This window comes from Capsulimonas corticalis, from assembly GCF_003574315.2.
Lineage (GTDB): Bacteria > Armatimonadota > Armatimonadia > Armatimonadales > Capsulimonadaceae > Capsulimonas > Capsulimonas corticalis.
Window position 1 is genome coordinate 906,656 of the sequence record NZ_AP025739.1, and the last position, 15,862, is coordinate 922,517.

Sequence of the window (15,862 nt, forward strand, 5' to 3'; positions counted from 1 at the left end):
CGACATCATGCACTGATTGAGACAGCAATATTCATGCCAACCACGGCCAAACGGGGCGAGCGAAAACCGAGCGATCATATTTTCCACTTTACCCGCTTCACTGAGGGAAGGCTAAATTAGTATACAGCACCTTCCCGCCAAGCGAACACTTATATGAGCCATCTTACATTAGAGCGGCGAGAGACGTCCCGTGACGACATGAGCGTCTTCGCTTATTTGATGTCCGCGCTCTCGACATCCTGGAAATAGGCCTCATAGCGCGTCGAATTAAACTTGGGCTTCGCTTCCTTGAACAGACGGGCGACGACCAGCGCGGCGGACGGCGCCTTTTGCAGCATCACTTGCCGCGTCACAAGATCGTGAATTTTGGAGAGCGGCGGCAGTCCGGTCGCATCGGCGGTCTTCACCTTGAATGTGACGTAGTCCTTGCCGAGCTGGATGGTTTTGACGTCGCCGGGGTTCATATGGAGCACGGCCTGGCTGATCGCATTTCGATACGGCGGCGGCAGCGTATCCATGTTGATCTGGAAGCCGTTGACGCCAACCACATGCAGGCCCGGCTGGCGCGCGATCACATCCTCGGCCAGGCTTTGCTTGAGATCCGCTTCCGCAGTTCCGGAGTCTTGTGTATTATCGGTCACAACCATCGTTGTCTTTACCTGGAGCGGCAAAGTGAACTGGCTTTTGTGGTTTTGGTAATAGTCCTGGATTTCCGCTTCATCGGCCGTCACGCCTTTGAGGCGAAGGTTTTCCAGGGAAATATCCGATCCAAGATCCTGTTTGAAGGTCGCATACTTGACAGGGTCCGCGGCTTGATCGGGCACCAACTGGGGGGTGCTTCGCCGCATCTCGTTGATCCGGGCGTCCACCTGGTCCGGCTTCGACGAAACGCCCGCGCGCTTCGCCGCCTGATCCACTAACATTGCGTAGACCATCTTGTTGAGCACGGGTTTGCCGGCCTGATACTCCAAAGCATCCTGATAGTCCTTTTTGGTAATCGATTCGCCATTGAAGGTGACGATTGGCCGGGACGTGGAGTAACGGGAGTAAAGAATCCCATTAAAGATGAGAGAAACGATGAGAATAACGGCAAGAATGCCTGTCAGGTACTGCTTCATTGAAGGATTTAACCTACCCTTGTGATTGAAATGATCCCATGCGGAGTCTCAACACAGCGATGATGGAGACATCCTTGCATGACAAATACCACGGGATCACTTGCCTAGTAAGAGAATACCACAGAACGGTCGTGCGTTCTTATTGTATTCTCCATCAATTCGTTTCCGTACGGTGAGAAGCGCCCGCCAGGGCTCCTTCGGATTGTGACTGCGCGGCGGCGCCGTCATGCAGCGCGCCCGCGATCCCATCCGCCCAGCGGTCGAGCGTGGCGTTGTCCTCCAGCCAGCGCCGCCCCGCCTGCGCCAGACGACTACGCAGAGCGTCGTCCTCCCGCAAGCGCGTGATCGCTTCGCGCCACCCCGCGACATCGCCCGGCGCGACATACAATCCCGTTTCCCCGTCGATCAAGACATCCGTTTGACCGGTCGTACGCGTAGCGATGACGGCCTTGCCCATCGCCATCGCTTCCAGGATCGTGGTGACCCCCGCCTGGAAATCGTTCTCGTAGAGAGGCACGACGACGAACTGCGACTGTCCGTAAAGCGTGCGCAAGTCGCCGTACTCATAACGGCGGGCGTCGACATTGGGCGGCAGAGTGCGATTCTCTGTCTCGTTCTGGTGCTTGGACCAGGGCGAGGACGCCGCCAGCTTCACCGAAAGATCGGGCATCGTGGAGACGGCCTCAATGAGCGTCGGGTAATCCCGCCACTCCAAACCCGCCGAGCTGATTTGATTTTCGATCACCGGAATATTTGAAAGCGGGCGATAGAACCGGTCGTCCGCGTGGAACGGGATCAAGCGCAGCGCGGCCCCAGGAACCCCGAGCGTCTGACGCGCAAAATCGTACTGCGTCTGCGCGTAGAGAAAGATCCGGTCGATCTGTTGATGCGCCTTGATGGAAGTAAAGAAAAGGCGTTTCTTCCCGGTGGACAGGCGATGACCGATCGTCACATGCCAGGGGCGCCGCGAGACGGTTTTGAAAAGCAAGGCAAGCGGGATCGCGAGGTTTTCGCCGTTGGTAAAGACGGCGTCGTACGCCGCGCGCCGCACGAACCCCGCCATCGCCATTCCGGCGTCGCGCCCCGCTTTACGCGCGGACTTCACGAGGGTGTTCGTGTCCGCGTCGAGTGCGGCGTAATCGTATAGGTCCACCTGGTCGCCCAGCGCTTCCAGCCGGTCGGCCAGGGCGTAGTAATCCATCTTCGGATGGCGGTCCGCCGCAACCGCTTCGTCTGTTTGCGTCTTCAAAACGCTGGGAATCAGTAAAAGAATTTTCATGCGCTCAAGCCGCCGGGCGGGCGACCCCTTTCACCACATCCACCAGTTTTCGATAATTCGTAGCCGCGTCAAAACGCGCCAGCGCGGACTCTCTGGCGCGGCGGCTCATCGCCGCGCGCCGGTCATGATCCGTCGCCAGCTCCGCGATCGCCTTCGCCAGCGCGTCGGGATCGTCCGGCGGCACGATCAAGCCCGTTTCGCCGTGACGCACCGCCTCGGCAAGAGCGCCCACATCCGTGGCGATCACCGGCAGGCCGGCGGCCAGGGCCTCCATCACGGCCAGAGGCAGGCAGTCGCCGCGCGATGGGAACACAAAAAGGTCCGCCTCCGCGAAGCGCTCCAGCAGTTCGGGCGTGTTCGGCTTGACCCCGCGATAGACATCGACGCCCTCGACGCCATCCCCTACCCCTTCGGTGATCGTGACGATCTTCAGACGCGCGTTGACGCCGGCGGGCAGTCGCTTGAACGCTTCGAGCAGCGTGTCGCCGCCCTTTCGCGGGAAGTCCCCGCCGACAAACAGCAGATTGATCGGGCGGCCTTCCGCCGGCGGCCGCTGCGGGAAATCCCAGCGCGCCGTGTCGATCCCCGGCGGAATCACCGTGATCTTGTCCGCCGGCACCCCGTAATCTTTGACGAGCGATTGCTTCGCCCATTCGGACCAGGTCACCAGCGCCCGCGCCGCATGAAACGCCCGTTCATTGAGCTGCTTTTTGAGCGCCTCCACGCGCGAATTGCCGCTGGGGACATGCCCGTAGAACGCGCCGAGCACGTCGTACTGCAGCGGGGTCGCATCGAGAGACACGACGGACGGCGCACGGCGCATCAGGGATTCCGAAAAGAGCGACGTCACCTGAGTGTGGAACAAGATCGCATCGATCCTGCCGATATGGGGCCGCAGCCCGAGCAGGGCGCCGAGCGAGGCGCGCGCCGACCAGTTGGACTTGATAAACGGCAGCTTCGCCCACCAGCCGGGCGTGTCGTGATAGGGCAAGTCAATATAGATCGGCGTTACGTCGGCGTCATCCGTCAAGACAGTTTTGAGGTTTTGCGCGTGCGTAACATGGCCGAGAGAGTATTCGAGAGCAAATGCAAGGTTCATAAAAGGCAGTCGGTGGGCGGCGGGAGCAGTGTTCGCGACGCCTTCATTATAGCGCACGCATGCAGGATTTCCGAGGGACGGCAGGCGGCCCTTACAGTGATTTCTCTGCAAGACTCATGCCAAGAGCCTTGGGATTCCCCCATAAAGCCGCAGAGCCGCCGGACGCAGATGCATCCGGCGGCCATTTTGTTCATCGCATCGCATGACGGCGATGAGATCGCGGGGCGAATTTAGCCAGGGAACGCGGGCAGCACTTCGAAGCCCATGTTGTCCCAGTGGCGCTCATCCGACCACGGCCGATGGTTGTACCAGTACGCGTTCGTCGGGTTGTACATCACCTGCTCGGGACGATCGTTCCCGGTGTGGTAGAGCTGGTGCAGGAAGTACGGCTGCAGATTGCTGAAGGGCAGCGGCGTCGCCAGATCGTCGTCCTTGACCACCACGCCCGCCTCCACGAGACGGTAGTGCGTTTGCGAGAGGTAGAGATCGAAGCTGTGCCGCTTGTCCAGATCTTGCTGCGTGCCGTTGAACAGCGGCTTGCCATCCCACGTGACGCGCTTTACCAGGCCGCTCCGGTCGTTGCCGGGATTGTAGCTGGTGTCCACCAGGTTCGTCATGTCGCCGTTCAGGAACTCCTCGGCGCGATGGAAGTCGGGCTTGATCTCCCAGCGGAACATGTTGCCGCTGGCCGTCGGCCAGAGGCCGCCGTCAAGCTTCGCCGGGTGGATCAGCGGATCGCCCACCGGGCAGATCACCACGTCACACCAGCGCCGGCTGTCGAAGTGGGCGTCCACTTCAAACGTCAGATGCAAAACGCGGCCGTTGGAGATATCCGCGGTGGCTTTCGGCATCATCGCGATCGTCGCGTTGTTGTTATGGATCGGAATGTTGCTGTGAGGCGTGCCTCCATCAAAAAGCGTATCCATAAAGTGATTGCCCATCACGAAGATCTTGGTGTTATCCATATCTCCCCAATAGTTGCGGATCACCCACTTGTTGTTCGAGAACTCGCGGACATAGACGTTCGAGTTGCTCGCGGCCACCGGGTTGTTCGAGTTCGCGGCGGCGACCACGGGATCGATGGAATCCGCCTGGACGAACGGCTGGGACGAGCGGAAGTTATCGAAGAACGCCTGAGCCCCGGTTAGAGACTTCGCGACGCAATTGACATGGAACTGCGCGGAGCGCGCGATGACGTTCGGGACATCCGAAGGATCGCCCTGGCCGTTGATCGCGACGGACATCGATCCGTCCATCTGCATCGCTCCCGGTCCCGCCGCGCCGTCCATGGTCTGGAACGGTCCGAACTTGTCCACCGCTTCGACGACCAGGTCGGCGCCGGTGGCGGGATTGAGGCCGTTCATTTCGATGCTGAGGCTGCCGCCGCTGTATTTCATGCTCTTGGGCGAAGCCGTGCTGTACACCCGATAGTCCACCGCGCCCGGCACGGGCGCAAACGTCACGAGAGCGCTGTCGTCGTCCGCGGTGACTTGCGTGACGCTGACTGTTCCCAGCGTCGTCACAGGAGCGGATGTAGGTACGGAGACACTGACCGGAGCCGTGGCGTCGCTTTCAATCGGAGTCATCCAGGAGACGTTGCAGCTGGAAACGGCGTAGGTGTGCGTTTCGCCGGCATGAACGTAGCGGTCGAAGTAGTTCAGTCCCCACACGCCCTCCGCGATTTTCACGCCGTCTCGGTAGATGTTGTAGGTCGCGACATGCGATGAACCTTCCCAGACGAGATGGACGCGCGGCTGCGAGACGTTCCACTCCAGCGTTCCCGCCAGGCTGTCCGGGGCTCCCGGAGCCGGGGGCATCCAGGTCGGCTGCGACAACGGGTTATTGCTTCCGCTTCCCGTCGCGATGGCGCTCGGAAGGCTTTCCATGCCCATGCCGTCCACGGCGGTGACGGTATAAGGGGTTCCGCACCAGTAAACATCCGTCGGAACGGTGTAGTATGTGCCCTGGATGCCGCTGGCGATGCGCTTTCCATATTGGTAGACATTGTACGAGGCGGCTCCGTCGACGGGAGTCCACGCCAGCGAATCCGTGGAGCCCATTGCCCATGTTCCAAGCGTCGACAAGTTGGTCGGCGGCAAAAGCGTCATCGGCATCACTTTCGTGCCGGCGGGCGCTTTCGGAGCGACCGCCTTAACGGCGGCGGAGGGCGCGCTGCTGGCCAGCGTTCCAACCGCAACCACCGTATAGCTGTACTGAGCTCCACTCAGAAGCGCCATATCGGTATATGCCAGCGTGGTCACGCCCGGCTTCAGCAAATATCCATTTCGATACAGGTCATACTTGACGGCGTTCGGGCTCGCGCTCCACGACAGGTTGATATGCGCCATGGCCATGCCGCCGCAAACAGCGCAGCTAGCTGTCCATTGCGGCAATGCCTTCAATGACTTTGGGGCCGCCGGGACGAGAACAAGGATCGATTGCGTCACGGACGGGCTCGTCTCCACGCCGCTGATAATCGCCGTCACATAGTATGTATATTTGCTTCCCGCCTTGACCGTGCTGTCCAAATAGGTCGTTGTCGTCGCCGTCGCGAGCTTCACTCCATTGCGATACACCTGATAAGTTTTGGCGCCGCTGACAGCTTTCCAGTCCAGCCGAGAGGAAACGGCGGCTCCGTTCGTCTCCAGAGTCACCAGCAGCGCGGACGGACCGGGCGCCGCTGCGCTGGCCTTAACCACGCCAGTCGCCGACGTATTTGCCGTCGCCGCATGGGCGGCCGGCATGTGCGTCGAACCATATAGGATCCCTGCAAGAAGCAGGGCCTTTCGTAATCTCATTGATATCTCCAGCGTCTTGTCTCCAAGGCGCGATTGTTGCGTTATTTTTCAGGGAGGCGGTGGTGAAACCGCTTCCAAAAATAATTGTCGGCAGCAACAATTGGAATATCAATGACCGGAGGGATAATCAGGTAGTCATGCGAGGGTTATTGAGGCGAACGGAAGTTTACGGCGCAGTGACAGATTGTCACTGCGCTTTTCTGATGGAGAAGAGACGCAAATCGATCGGAGACGGCGCTCAGATCAATGCTGCGTCATAAACCGGCGTTCGATTGTAATATGGAAAAGGTAGGCGGCGGCGATGGCCAGGGGGAGGCCGAAAACCGCCATGACCGCAAAAGATGTCACCGGCGTTTGCCCGGCGCGAATCAGGAACAGATGCATCGATCCCAGGATCAAATAGTGAACGAGATAAAGACTGTAGGACATGGCCCCGAGCGCGATGAGGAGCGGCGATTGCAGCACGCGTATCCCGGGCGGCAGCGGCTGATTGGACTTGGTCCTGAGCCACTGCGTGCAGAAGATCAGAAAACTCGCAACGCCGAAGCCGATGATGGGATCGATCTCGACGGGATGCTCCATAAACCAGCTGTGATGCAGCAGAATGCCGCCGAAGGAGGCGCACAATACTACGGCGGCGACGATTCCCCAGCGCGCCACGACCTTTTCGCTCATCTCCCGCTGAAAGCTCAGAGCCGCCGCTCCCATGCCGAGCGCAAACAGTCCGATAAACTGCGGGCATGCGACATCAAGGCGATGATGCAGGAGAAAGTGTGGGATCGAACCCAGCAGGATGCCGGCGGCGACGGCGGCGCCCACGCCGAACCGGCGCCAGAGCGGCAGGAGAAGCGCGGGAAACAGAAAGTAGATCTGCCATTCGGTCGCCACGCTCCAGAGGGGGCCGTTAATCTGATAGGCCCACGCCGTCCGCAAGTTGTGGATCAGAAACAGATGCGAAAGAAGCACGCCAGGCTGAAAATCTCCCGTGGAGACATCCGCCCAGTGCGACACGACTCCCTGCCGAAGCTTCGTCTCCAGCGCGATTACCGCCAGAGATAACAACAGGGCCGCATAGTAAGGAGGAAGAATGCGCCGGGCTCTTCGGCGCAGATACGTCAGCGCGCCGCCGCGCAGCTGTCGATCCGAAGATCGGGTGACCGGGATCATAAGACAGTAGCCCGAAAGGACGATAAAGATCATGACCGCCACAAGGCCGTAATCCATCCATCCCGTCGCCGATAAAAAATGGGCGGGAAGACGTGCAGGATCCGTACGGAGCACGACTTCCGCGCGCAGATGGGAAAGCATGACGTAAAACGCTGCGACGCCTCTCAGGCTATCAAGATAGCCGAGATGGATTTTGTCTTGTTTCGCGAAATTGGCCGGCTGTCCGGGAAGACTAACTGCAGTAACGGACATTTGCATCCCCCGCCAGGTGAACTACGGAAATGACAGAGAATCGCATTTCAGGTTTTTAGCTGTAGTTGCAATATCTCTGCCAAGTGCTATAGATTTTGCTGATAACGACATTAGAAAAATGTAATTATCAGTCACTGCTTAAGCGGGGCGACTTAAAATTCCGACACAGTTAAGAACTTACCGTCTGCTTTACCGTTACGGGCGCTGCGGGCGCAGCCTGGGCGGGGATAAAGCAGAGGGTGCTCTTATTGATGGGCGTGCGCATCCCTTGCAGGAATCCACGACTGAAGTGGACGATGCGCATAATGCCGCGCGGCCGCTTGAGCTGGCGCAGATCCCGGAAAAACGGCGTCAGCGCGTAAGAGCTCAGCAGATTGATGATGACGCCGGCGAAACTGACGTGGCCGCACCGGATCGGCTTCGAGTAGGCGGCGCCGATTCCCGTCCAGTCGCGCTTTGACAGAAAACGAGATTCGTCATGAGACCGGAACCCGAAATGGACGACGGAGACTTTGTCCGTCTCCAGCACGGAATACCCGCGTATCAGCGCACGCACGGCGATATCCCAGTCTTCGCAGGACGGGAATTGACCGCCCGCCCCCAGCATCTCGTCAAAACCGCCCATCGCGCGCACCATGGAGGCGCGCACCGCCATCCCCGCGCCGATGCCGCGCGCCGAGCGCTTATCCAGCACTCCGGAGAAAACACGCTCGCCCTTCGCGCGGTAGGCCGGGATCAGGCCGACGCTGGAATCGTGCGGAGCCGCTTCCACCGTGGTGTAAACAACCGCGATCTTCCGATCGATCTGAAACGCCTCGTACACCTTTCTGAGCCAGTCCGTGGGCGCCGTGCAGTCGTCGTCCGTATATGCGACGAGGTCGGATTTTACTTCGCCCAAAGCAATGTTGCGGGCAACGCCCAGCCCCTTGGTGCCGGTCCGGATAAAGCGCACGCGAGGATCGCTTTCGAACGGCGCCACAGCCTGCGCGGTCTCCTCGTTGGTGCTTTGATCCACGATGACCAATTCGAAATCAATATCGTCGATCGCGAGGATCGTGGAGATCGTCGCGGCGACGCTTGCGCCGCGATTGCGCGTGCAGATGGCGGCTGAGATCATCGGGGGGCTAACAGACAAATGAATGTCCTCCATAATCCAAAAAGAGCAGAGCGCGGCGCAGGGCTATCCCTTTACCACGGGCGCGACAGGGAGGTCTCCCGGTCCAAAGAGCAGACGAGACATTTGCTCGGCGCCCATCTCGGTCCTCGCGCTCTCCAGATAACGCACATTGTAGACCATGCTGAGCATCGCCATCGCCACTTTGGTCACGCCGGCGCGGTAAAGCCCCACGGCGACGGCCACAAGCAAGGCGCGGATCGGCGCGGCCAGGAACGGAGCGTTCATCATAAGGCGCGCCATCATGCGCGTCGTGCGATTGCGATTCGTGTAGCTGTTTTTCACCACGATCCAGCTCACCCGGCCCTCGCGCGCCCGGATCACGTCGCACTGTCCATAGGATGTCGCCACGTTCAGCCAGCTGGCGAAGGAGCGATGCGGCCGATGGATCACATCGGCCTTGGGATCGAAGACGAAGTTGACGCCCTGGGTCCTCCGCATGCGATGGGCCAGCTCGACATCTTCCTGCCGTTTGAACTCGACGTCAAATCCTCCCACCGCCACGATATGCTCGCGGCGCAGGGAGGCGTTCCCTGTGTAAAAGTGGTTCGCCCACGCCTGCTTCCAAACTCCCGTCGTGAGGTTGAAGTACTGCTTTTGCAGCATGGCGTGCTCCCAGGCGATCCAGGCAGGCTCCACGCCGCGCCGGGCGGGGTCCGGCGACATCGGTCCGATGACCACAATTTTGTCGTCGCTTTTATGATGGGCCATATGGCTGGCCAGAAAATCGTCGACGGGCTCTACGTCATCGTCGATAAATACGATGATCTCGCCCTTGGCCGCCCAAACGCCGGCGTTTCGCGCCTGCGCGGGGCCTTGATTGGCCTGGGTGATCACGCGAAGCGTGTACGGCGCGCCGCCCGCATATTCCTCAAGGAAGGCGTCCGTACCGTCAGTCGAGCCGTCGGAAACGACGATGACTTCCACATCCTGGAGGGAATATTTCTGGCGCGCCAGGCCGTCCAGCGTCACTTTGAGGCTGGCTTTGCGATTATACGTCGGAATAACGACCGTGATGGACTGAGCACTTTCTTGCATTTCTCGACTCAACGCGCCTTTCCTTGACCGCGGCCACGCAGGCCGCCTATGGCTTCGATTCCGCCTGCGACACGCGTGAGGGAAGAACGCCGCGCTCCGATTTCGCCCAGTGCGCCTGCGCCGCTTCCACGACGATCTCGATATTTCGCTTGGCGAGTTTCTGCCCCTCGGCAAGACCGGCGCGGGCGCGCTCCCGGGTCTTCGGCAGGTCCGACAGCAGCTCCGTGATCTTGGCGGTAATCTCATCCGACGTGGCGTCGGCCATTGTGAGCACCCAATCCTCCAGTCCGATCTGGCGCATCAGGCCCCGGGATTTCGGCTCGTACTCCAACACCACGACAGGAGCTCCGCCGACGAGGCTGAGGATCCCGCCATGCAGGCGGCTGGAGAGCACCAGGTCGCAATGCCCCATGAAATAAGAGAACTCACGCGGATGCACGAAGCCGGTGACATGGTGCGCGTCCGGGCGCAGCGGCGCCGGCAGCAGCTCCTGAATGCGTCGCCCGACCGGCTCGTCGTCCTGAAACGATCCCTCAACCTTCTGATGACTGGTGAGAAAGACCAGCTCCGTGTCGCCGCGCTCCAGCAGCGACTGGCAGACACGCGCAATGCGGGCCTCAAAGTCCGCTTGTTTCGCAGGGCGGTCCGCCGCGCCCGGCCAGATATAGTCGTGAACGCAAATCCCGACTCGAAGCGGCTTCTTCTTTTCCGGGGCCAGGAGCTTGCTCGGCGGCCTGGGAATGATCCGCAGCGCTTCATCGATCGTCTGGTGGACATTGTCGCCCAGCAGCTTGATCTGCTCGCGCGCCGCTTTCACCGCTTCGGCGTCGCGGCAAAGGACGGCGGCCGCGTGGTCGAGCGAGTCATGCAGCAGATCCGGAAAATTATCCCCGTCCCGAAACGGTCCCAGCGAGTGGGCGTACACGAACAGGGGCTTGCCGAGCGCATGCGCCACTTGATATTGGGCCACGCGGGATTTGCGCATGAAAGGCACGGTCCAGGACGTGCTCAGACAGGCGCCGCCGGCGACGCTGATAATATCCGCCTCTTCAAACTCTCGGAAGAGCTCCCGCTCGTGGCTGGTCAGAAGAAACAGCGGAAATCCCATCCGCCGAAGGCGCGCCTGGAGAGGAAACCGCTCGGTGGCCGTTTTCCGGATCAGGCGTCCCCAAATATCCCACTTGGCGATTGTCCAGTCGCGCCCGGCGTTCCAGAGGGTCGAGGTAAAATGCAGCTCGGGATAGAACTTGGCGAACGGTCCTGCTTCCCGGGTCACGCCGCAGTAGCAATTGCGTACATCCGTCCCAGGCCCGAAGGCCTCCTCGAACGAAGACTTCATCGCCAGCAGAATTGCGGCGTCGCCCATATTGCTAATCACGTTGTCCGTGATCAAAACTCGCACGTTTTTCTTCATACAGTATTCCTTCGAGCCCATCTTGAAAAGTCGTCAATTCCCGGCGTTCCAATAACCCTGACCTCATTATGGCGTCAAATAGGCCGACAGCGTGAAGTCCTGGGGGCGCCAATCGGCAATATCGAGATCGAAGCTTGCAAGTTTGGCACACAATGTGCAGCAAATGCTTTTTTGTACTGACCTCTGAGCCGATATACAGCATATTCCGCGAAGCCGGTAGCCATACTACTCCATAAAATTGAGAGGCTCGCCGCTTTTCTTACTTGCAAAAATCGAGCCAACTCTCCCAATTCGCATTGGTTTGAGAAAACTTCCGCGATTTCAGAAACTTGGCGTTACATCACGCAGGAGCACGACACTTGAACACGCTGACAGAAGAAAAGCATTCCTCTAACCCACCGCGGCAAAACAATTCCCGCGCGCGCACGTACTTTAAATATCTCGACGGACTGCGCGCGCTCGCCGCTCTCTGGGTTGTCGCCGAACATGTCTGGGTGTCTCAGTTCAACATTTTCGCGCATCCCGGCTGGCGCGGGCTGCTGACAAACTGGCTCGCCTACGGACATCAATCGGTCAATATCTTCATCGTGCTTTCCGGGTTCTGCCTTGGCATTCCCATCGCGCAAGCCGGCGAGATGCGAGGCGGCGCGCTCCAATTCTATTCCCGCCGCGCCCGCAGAATCCTGCCGCCGCTCTATGCGGCCATTGCAATCGCGGTCGTCGCGCAGTTTCTCTCGCATCTCCTCGATCCGACGATTGCGAAACCCACCGCGCTCGCCGTGCTTTGCAACGCCCTGCTGCTTCAGGATGTCTACCCGAAGATTAACTTTCTGGACACGCCCCTGTGGAGCGTGGCGCTGGAGTGGAAGATCTATTTCCTTCTGCCGCTCTTTGAGCTCATCATTCGGAAATATGGAATCGGATGGGCGATGGGCGTCGGCGCGGCGATCGGCTACGGCGTCACGGGCATATTCGCCGCCGTTCAGCCGGGGATGAGCCTGGAGCACACCTGCCCCTGGTATGTCCTGCTGTTCGCCATGGGCGTCAGCGCCGCCTACATCTGCTTTAGCGACGCCGCCCCGATGAAGCGCGTTCAGTTATCGGTCACAAGCTGGAGATGGGCCGCCGGCTTCTTTGCCCTGGCGCTGGGCTTTCTGCTGCACAAATTCTCGACCTACAACCCCATCGACCGCCATGCCTACATCGCCCATCTTCCCCTCATCGATGCGGTCGCCGGCGTTTTGATCGCGTGCTGCTTGATCCTGATCACCAAGGCGGCGCAGGCCTCAGACAACACCCCGGTGGTGAAGGTCCTTTCATCGCGGCCCCTCGTTGCGATCGGCCTCTTCGCCTATTCGCTCTATCTGACGCACTCCGTCGTCCTCAACTTACTGCGCGTGCTGCTGTATAAGTTCGGTCACGGGGAGACGGCGTCGGCGTTCCACAATCTCGCCATCCTGGGAGGCTTCGGCGTTCCCGTGCTGATCGGCTTCGCCTACGTCTTCTTCGTTCTGTTCGAGCGGCCGTTCACCCGAAAGCGATAGGCGCGCAAGCCCGGGGTTCGATTTTTCGCCCTCCCCGGGTTCAGCGGCGCGCGGCGCCGAGAAGAACGCGGTCATAGAGCGATTCCATTTCGCTCATCAGCCTCGGAATAGAGAAGCAGGCCTCGACGCGTTTGCGGCCTGCTTCTCCGTGCTCTCGCGCCAATGCGGGATCCTTCAGATATTTCTGCACCGCGATCGACATCGCCTCGGCGTCGCCCGCCGGAACGACAAATCCCGTCTCTCCCGTCGCCACCACCTCCGGAATGCCGCCCACGCGTGTCGCGACCACGGGCTTCTTCATCGCCATCGCCTCCGCCAGCACCAGACCGAACGGTTCGAAGACGGAAGCCAGCGCAAAGACATCGAGCGCCGCGAGACAGCGGTCGACATCGGAATGGTAACCCGCGAACCGCACATAGCCGTCCACGCCCTTTTCCTTCGCGACGCCTTCGTACTCGCTTCGCTTGGGGCCTTCTCCGACAATCACAAAAGACACATCGGGCATGGCGGCGTGCACATGAGCCGCCATCGCGAGAAACGTCTCGATCCCCTTCTGCTCCGCCAGCCGGCCGATCGTCCCGACCAGGGGGCCGCTGGGGGGAAAGTTCAGCGCGCGCCGCGTTTCCGCGCCGTCGATTTCCGGATTGAAGCGCCGCAGATCGATGGCATTGTAGATCACTTCCACCTGGTCCGGATCGCGCCCGACGAGCTCGATCTGCTGGCGGCGGTTGTCTTCTGAAGCCGTGGTGTAAACCGTGACGCATGTCCGATCGATCAAACGCGTCACGAGGCGTTCCTTGAAGCCCACGGCTCCCGAAAGCGCCCCTCGGATCGTGATGATCACAGCGTCGATGTGCGCGACCTTCGCCGCCAGAGCGATATAACGCGCTCCCGTGCCCCCCAGAACCTGCACGTGGATCAAATCGACTTTCAGATCCTTGAGCAGTTGGGAGAGGGCGCGAATGTTCTTCACCGACATGTTCGAACGCCGCACGGAAAGCAAGTCCGTTTGGACGACGTTCACTCCCATGGCCCGGACATTCTGTACGAGCGGGGCGATGTCGGGTTCATTGGCGCAAATCAAGATGGGCTCAAACCGGTCTTTATTGAGATTGGCGATCAGCATCGCCGTGGACTGCTCGACGCCGCCCATGGTGAAGCTTTCCGTCATATACGCGACCCGGCGCTTGGCGGCGCCGTTCTCACTGGTCTTGGAATCTAAAAGCCCTAGCATGTTAATTTATCCACGGTCGTTCTCGGCGCTCACGGAAAGCAAGCGCGTATCGATGGCGCTTTCGGAATCAAGAAAGATAGGAGCGCATGACATCCAGCGTGTGCCGGATGTTTTTGTTGACGTCGAAGCGCTCTTCCGCGTCCCGTCTCGCTTTGCCGCCCATGGCGAGCCGCTGCTCCGGGGCGGCGAGCAGCGCATCCAGCCGCTCCGCCAGTTGCCCCGCGTCGCCAGGTTCGATGAGAAACCCCGTTTCCCCTTCCCGAATAATATCGCCGGTGCCCCCGGTCCGTGAAACAATCACCGGAAGCCCCGAAGCCATGGCCTCCATGGAGGCGAGGGAGTAGCAGTCGCCTCGGGTCGGCAGCACGAACGCGTCGGCCTGGCGATAAAGCGAAATCAGCTCCGGGTCATTGGAGGAAAGGCCGTTGTAGACGCGCACTTTGTCGTTGGGCGGCGTGACGCGCTCGCGGGTCACCATATGCAGCAGGAAGTCGCCGTCTTTGTTGCGCTCCGCCCAGTCCATCAGCAGGTCGCCGCCCTTGCGGTAATAATCGCCGCCCACAAAAAGAAGGTTCGTGGGACCGTCTTTCTGCGTGCGCGGCGGCAGCGTCCACTTGGACAGATCAATTCCCGGGGGGATGACGTGAATCTTCTTCGGATCCACGCCGTAATCGGCGACCATGCTCTCCGCGGCCCAGTGGGACCAGGGAAAAAGAGCGCGGGCTCCGCGCAGCCGGCTGGTCTGCACGCTGTTGGCGTATGCGTTCATCAGGGGAATGGGGCTATCGCCCTTGCCGTAGAGCGATCCAAAGCCGCGCAGCAGGCGGCGGGTCGAGTCGGCCGTCATAAAGTACGGCTGTTTGCGCAGCAAATGGCTCTGCCCCCGGAACACAATGCCGCAGGCGACAAACAAAGCGTCAAACGGCCCGCGCGTAATCCCCTCGCGCAGCTCCAGGCTGGACCGGACCATGGATTTGACTTTGTGCGGAACGCCGGGAAGACGCTCGACCGTCCCGCCCGGTTTCCACCAGTTGATCGTGATCCATTCGGGATCAACGCCGAGATCGGGTGTCAGACCGTCTCGCCAATTCTGATACTGCGTCTTGAGGCCAACCTCGGTTGACATGACAAAGCCGATACGCAATTTTATCCTCGCGACTTTCTTAGGGACGGCGTATGCTAATCCAGCGGCCGGATCAGCTTGGCGGGCACGCCGCCGACCAGGGTATTCGGAGCGACATCCTTCGAGACCACCGCGCCGGCCGCCACCACGGCGCCGGCGCCGATGGTGACGCCCGGCAGGATCATCGCGCCGGCGCCGATCCAGGCGCCGTTCTCGATCGTAACGGGCCTGGGGACCAGAAGGCCGGCCCGCATCGCAGGCGACCCGATCTCATGACTGGAGGTCACAATCGTCACATGGTGGCCAATGCCGACGCCGTTTCCGATGAGAATAGGAGCGTTCAGATCCAGATAGACATGGGCGTTGAACCAGCAATTGGCGCCGATTGTCAGGTTTTTCTTCATGAAGCGCGCGCCGCCGAGCGCAAACGCCCCCGTAAGCATGGTTCTGGGTCCTACGGAAACGCCGAACAGACGATAAACCGCCGCCCGCCCTCGCCCAAAACTCTGCGCGGGCAGCATCCGGGCCAGGAACGAAGCGGCGGAAGACGCCGGATGCCAGCAGCCCGAGGTTTCTTCTTGGATGAGATGGATGATTTTTGAAATGGAAGACATGACGTTGG

Annotated in this window: 12 protein-coding genes; 1 reads left to right on the forward strand and 11 read right to left on the reverse strand. The window is 60.3% G+C overall.

All coding sequences use genetic code 11. From position 1 onward, the window contains the following. Positions 1–212: 212 nt before the first annotated feature. From D5261_RS03945 to D5261_RS03980, 8 genes are all read right to left on the reverse strand, one after another. On the reverse strand, positions 213–1,118 hold the full coding sequence (locus tag D5261_RS03945) for a peptidylprolyl isomerase (RefSeq protein WP_119323472.1): 906 nt from the start codon (positions 1,116–1,118) through the stop codon (positions 213–215). A 154-nt stretch (positions 1,119–1,272) separates the two neighbouring features. Further along, positions 1,273–2,397, reverse strand: a complete 1,125-nt coding sequence (locus tag D5261_RS03950) for a glycosyltransferase family 4 protein (RefSeq protein WP_119323473.1) — start codon at positions 2,395–2,397, stop codon at positions 1,273–1,275. A 4-nt stretch (positions 2,398–2,401) separates the two neighbouring features. Further along, positions 2,402–3,553, reverse strand: coding sequence for a glycosyltransferase family 4 protein (locus tag D5261_RS03955; protein WP_218025704.1), 1,152 nt, complete (start codon positions 3,551–3,553; stop codon positions 2,402–2,404). 173 nt (positions 3,554–3,726) lie between these two features. Then, positions 3,727–6,294, reverse strand: coding sequence for a rhamnogalacturonan endolyase family protein (locus D5261_RS03960; protein WP_125206195.1), 2,568 nt, complete (start codon positions 6,292–6,294; stop codon positions 3,727–3,729). A 243-nt stretch (positions 6,295–6,537) separates the two neighbouring features. Continuing rightward, positions 6,538–7,713, reverse strand: coding sequence for an acyltransferase family protein (locus D5261_RS03965; protein WP_165864468.1), 1,176 nt, complete (start codon positions 7,711–7,713; stop codon positions 6,538–6,540). Positions 7,714–7,882: 169 nt separating this feature from the next. Then, the gene (locus tag D5261_RS03970; RefSeq protein ID WP_165864469.1) at positions 7,883–8,848 is read right to left on the reverse strand and encodes a glycosyltransferase family 2 protein; all 966 of its coding nucleotides are present in this window, start codon (positions 8,846–8,848) and stop codon (positions 7,883–7,885) included. Between the two features lie 45 nt (positions 8,849–8,893). After that, positions 8,894–9,925: an exopolysaccharide biosynthesis glycosyltransferase EpsD gene (epsD, locus tag D5261_RS03975; RefSeq protein WP_165864470.1), complete on the reverse strand. Its 1,032-nt coding sequence runs from the start codon at positions 9,923–9,925 to the stop codon at positions 8,894–8,896. A 46-nt stretch (positions 9,926–9,971) separates the two neighbouring features. Continuing rightward, the gene (locus tag D5261_RS03980; RefSeq protein ID WP_165864471.1) at positions 9,972–11,339 is read right to left on the reverse strand and encodes a polysaccharide pyruvyl transferase family protein; all 1,368 of its coding nucleotides are present in this window, start codon (positions 11,337–11,339) and stop codon (positions 9,972–9,974) included. A 359-nt stretch (positions 11,340–11,698) separates the two neighbouring features. On the opposite strand from D5261_RS03980, the gene D5261_RS03985 reads away from it, so the two are divergent. Further along, positions 11,699–12,883, forward strand: coding sequence for an acyltransferase family protein (locus D5261_RS03985; RefSeq protein ID WP_165864472.1), 1,185 nt, complete (start codon positions 11,699–11,701; stop codon positions 12,881–12,883). 40 nt (positions 12,884–12,923) lie between these two features. Here D5261_RS03985 and D5261_RS03990 read toward each other — a convergent pair whose 3' ends face one another. The 3 genes from D5261_RS03990 to D5261_RS04000 form a co-directional block, all read right to left on the reverse strand. Beyond that, positions 12,924–14,117, reverse strand: a complete 1,194-nt coding sequence (locus tag D5261_RS03990; protein ID WP_119323480.1) for a glycosyltransferase — start codon at positions 14,115–14,117, stop codon at positions 12,924–12,926. Positions 14,118–14,184: 67 nt separating this feature from the next. Further along, a complete protein-coding gene (locus D5261_RS03995) occupies positions 14,185–15,243 on the reverse strand; it encodes a glycosyltransferase family 4 protein (RefSeq protein WP_125206196.1) in 1,059 nt (352 codons plus the stop codon). A gap of 53 nt (positions 15,244–15,296) precedes the next feature. Then, positions 15,297–15,854, reverse strand: coding sequence for an acyltransferase (locus tag D5261_RS04000; protein ID WP_119323482.1), 558 nt, complete (start codon positions 15,852–15,854; stop codon positions 15,297–15,299). Positions 15,855–15,862: the final 8 nt, after the last annotated feature.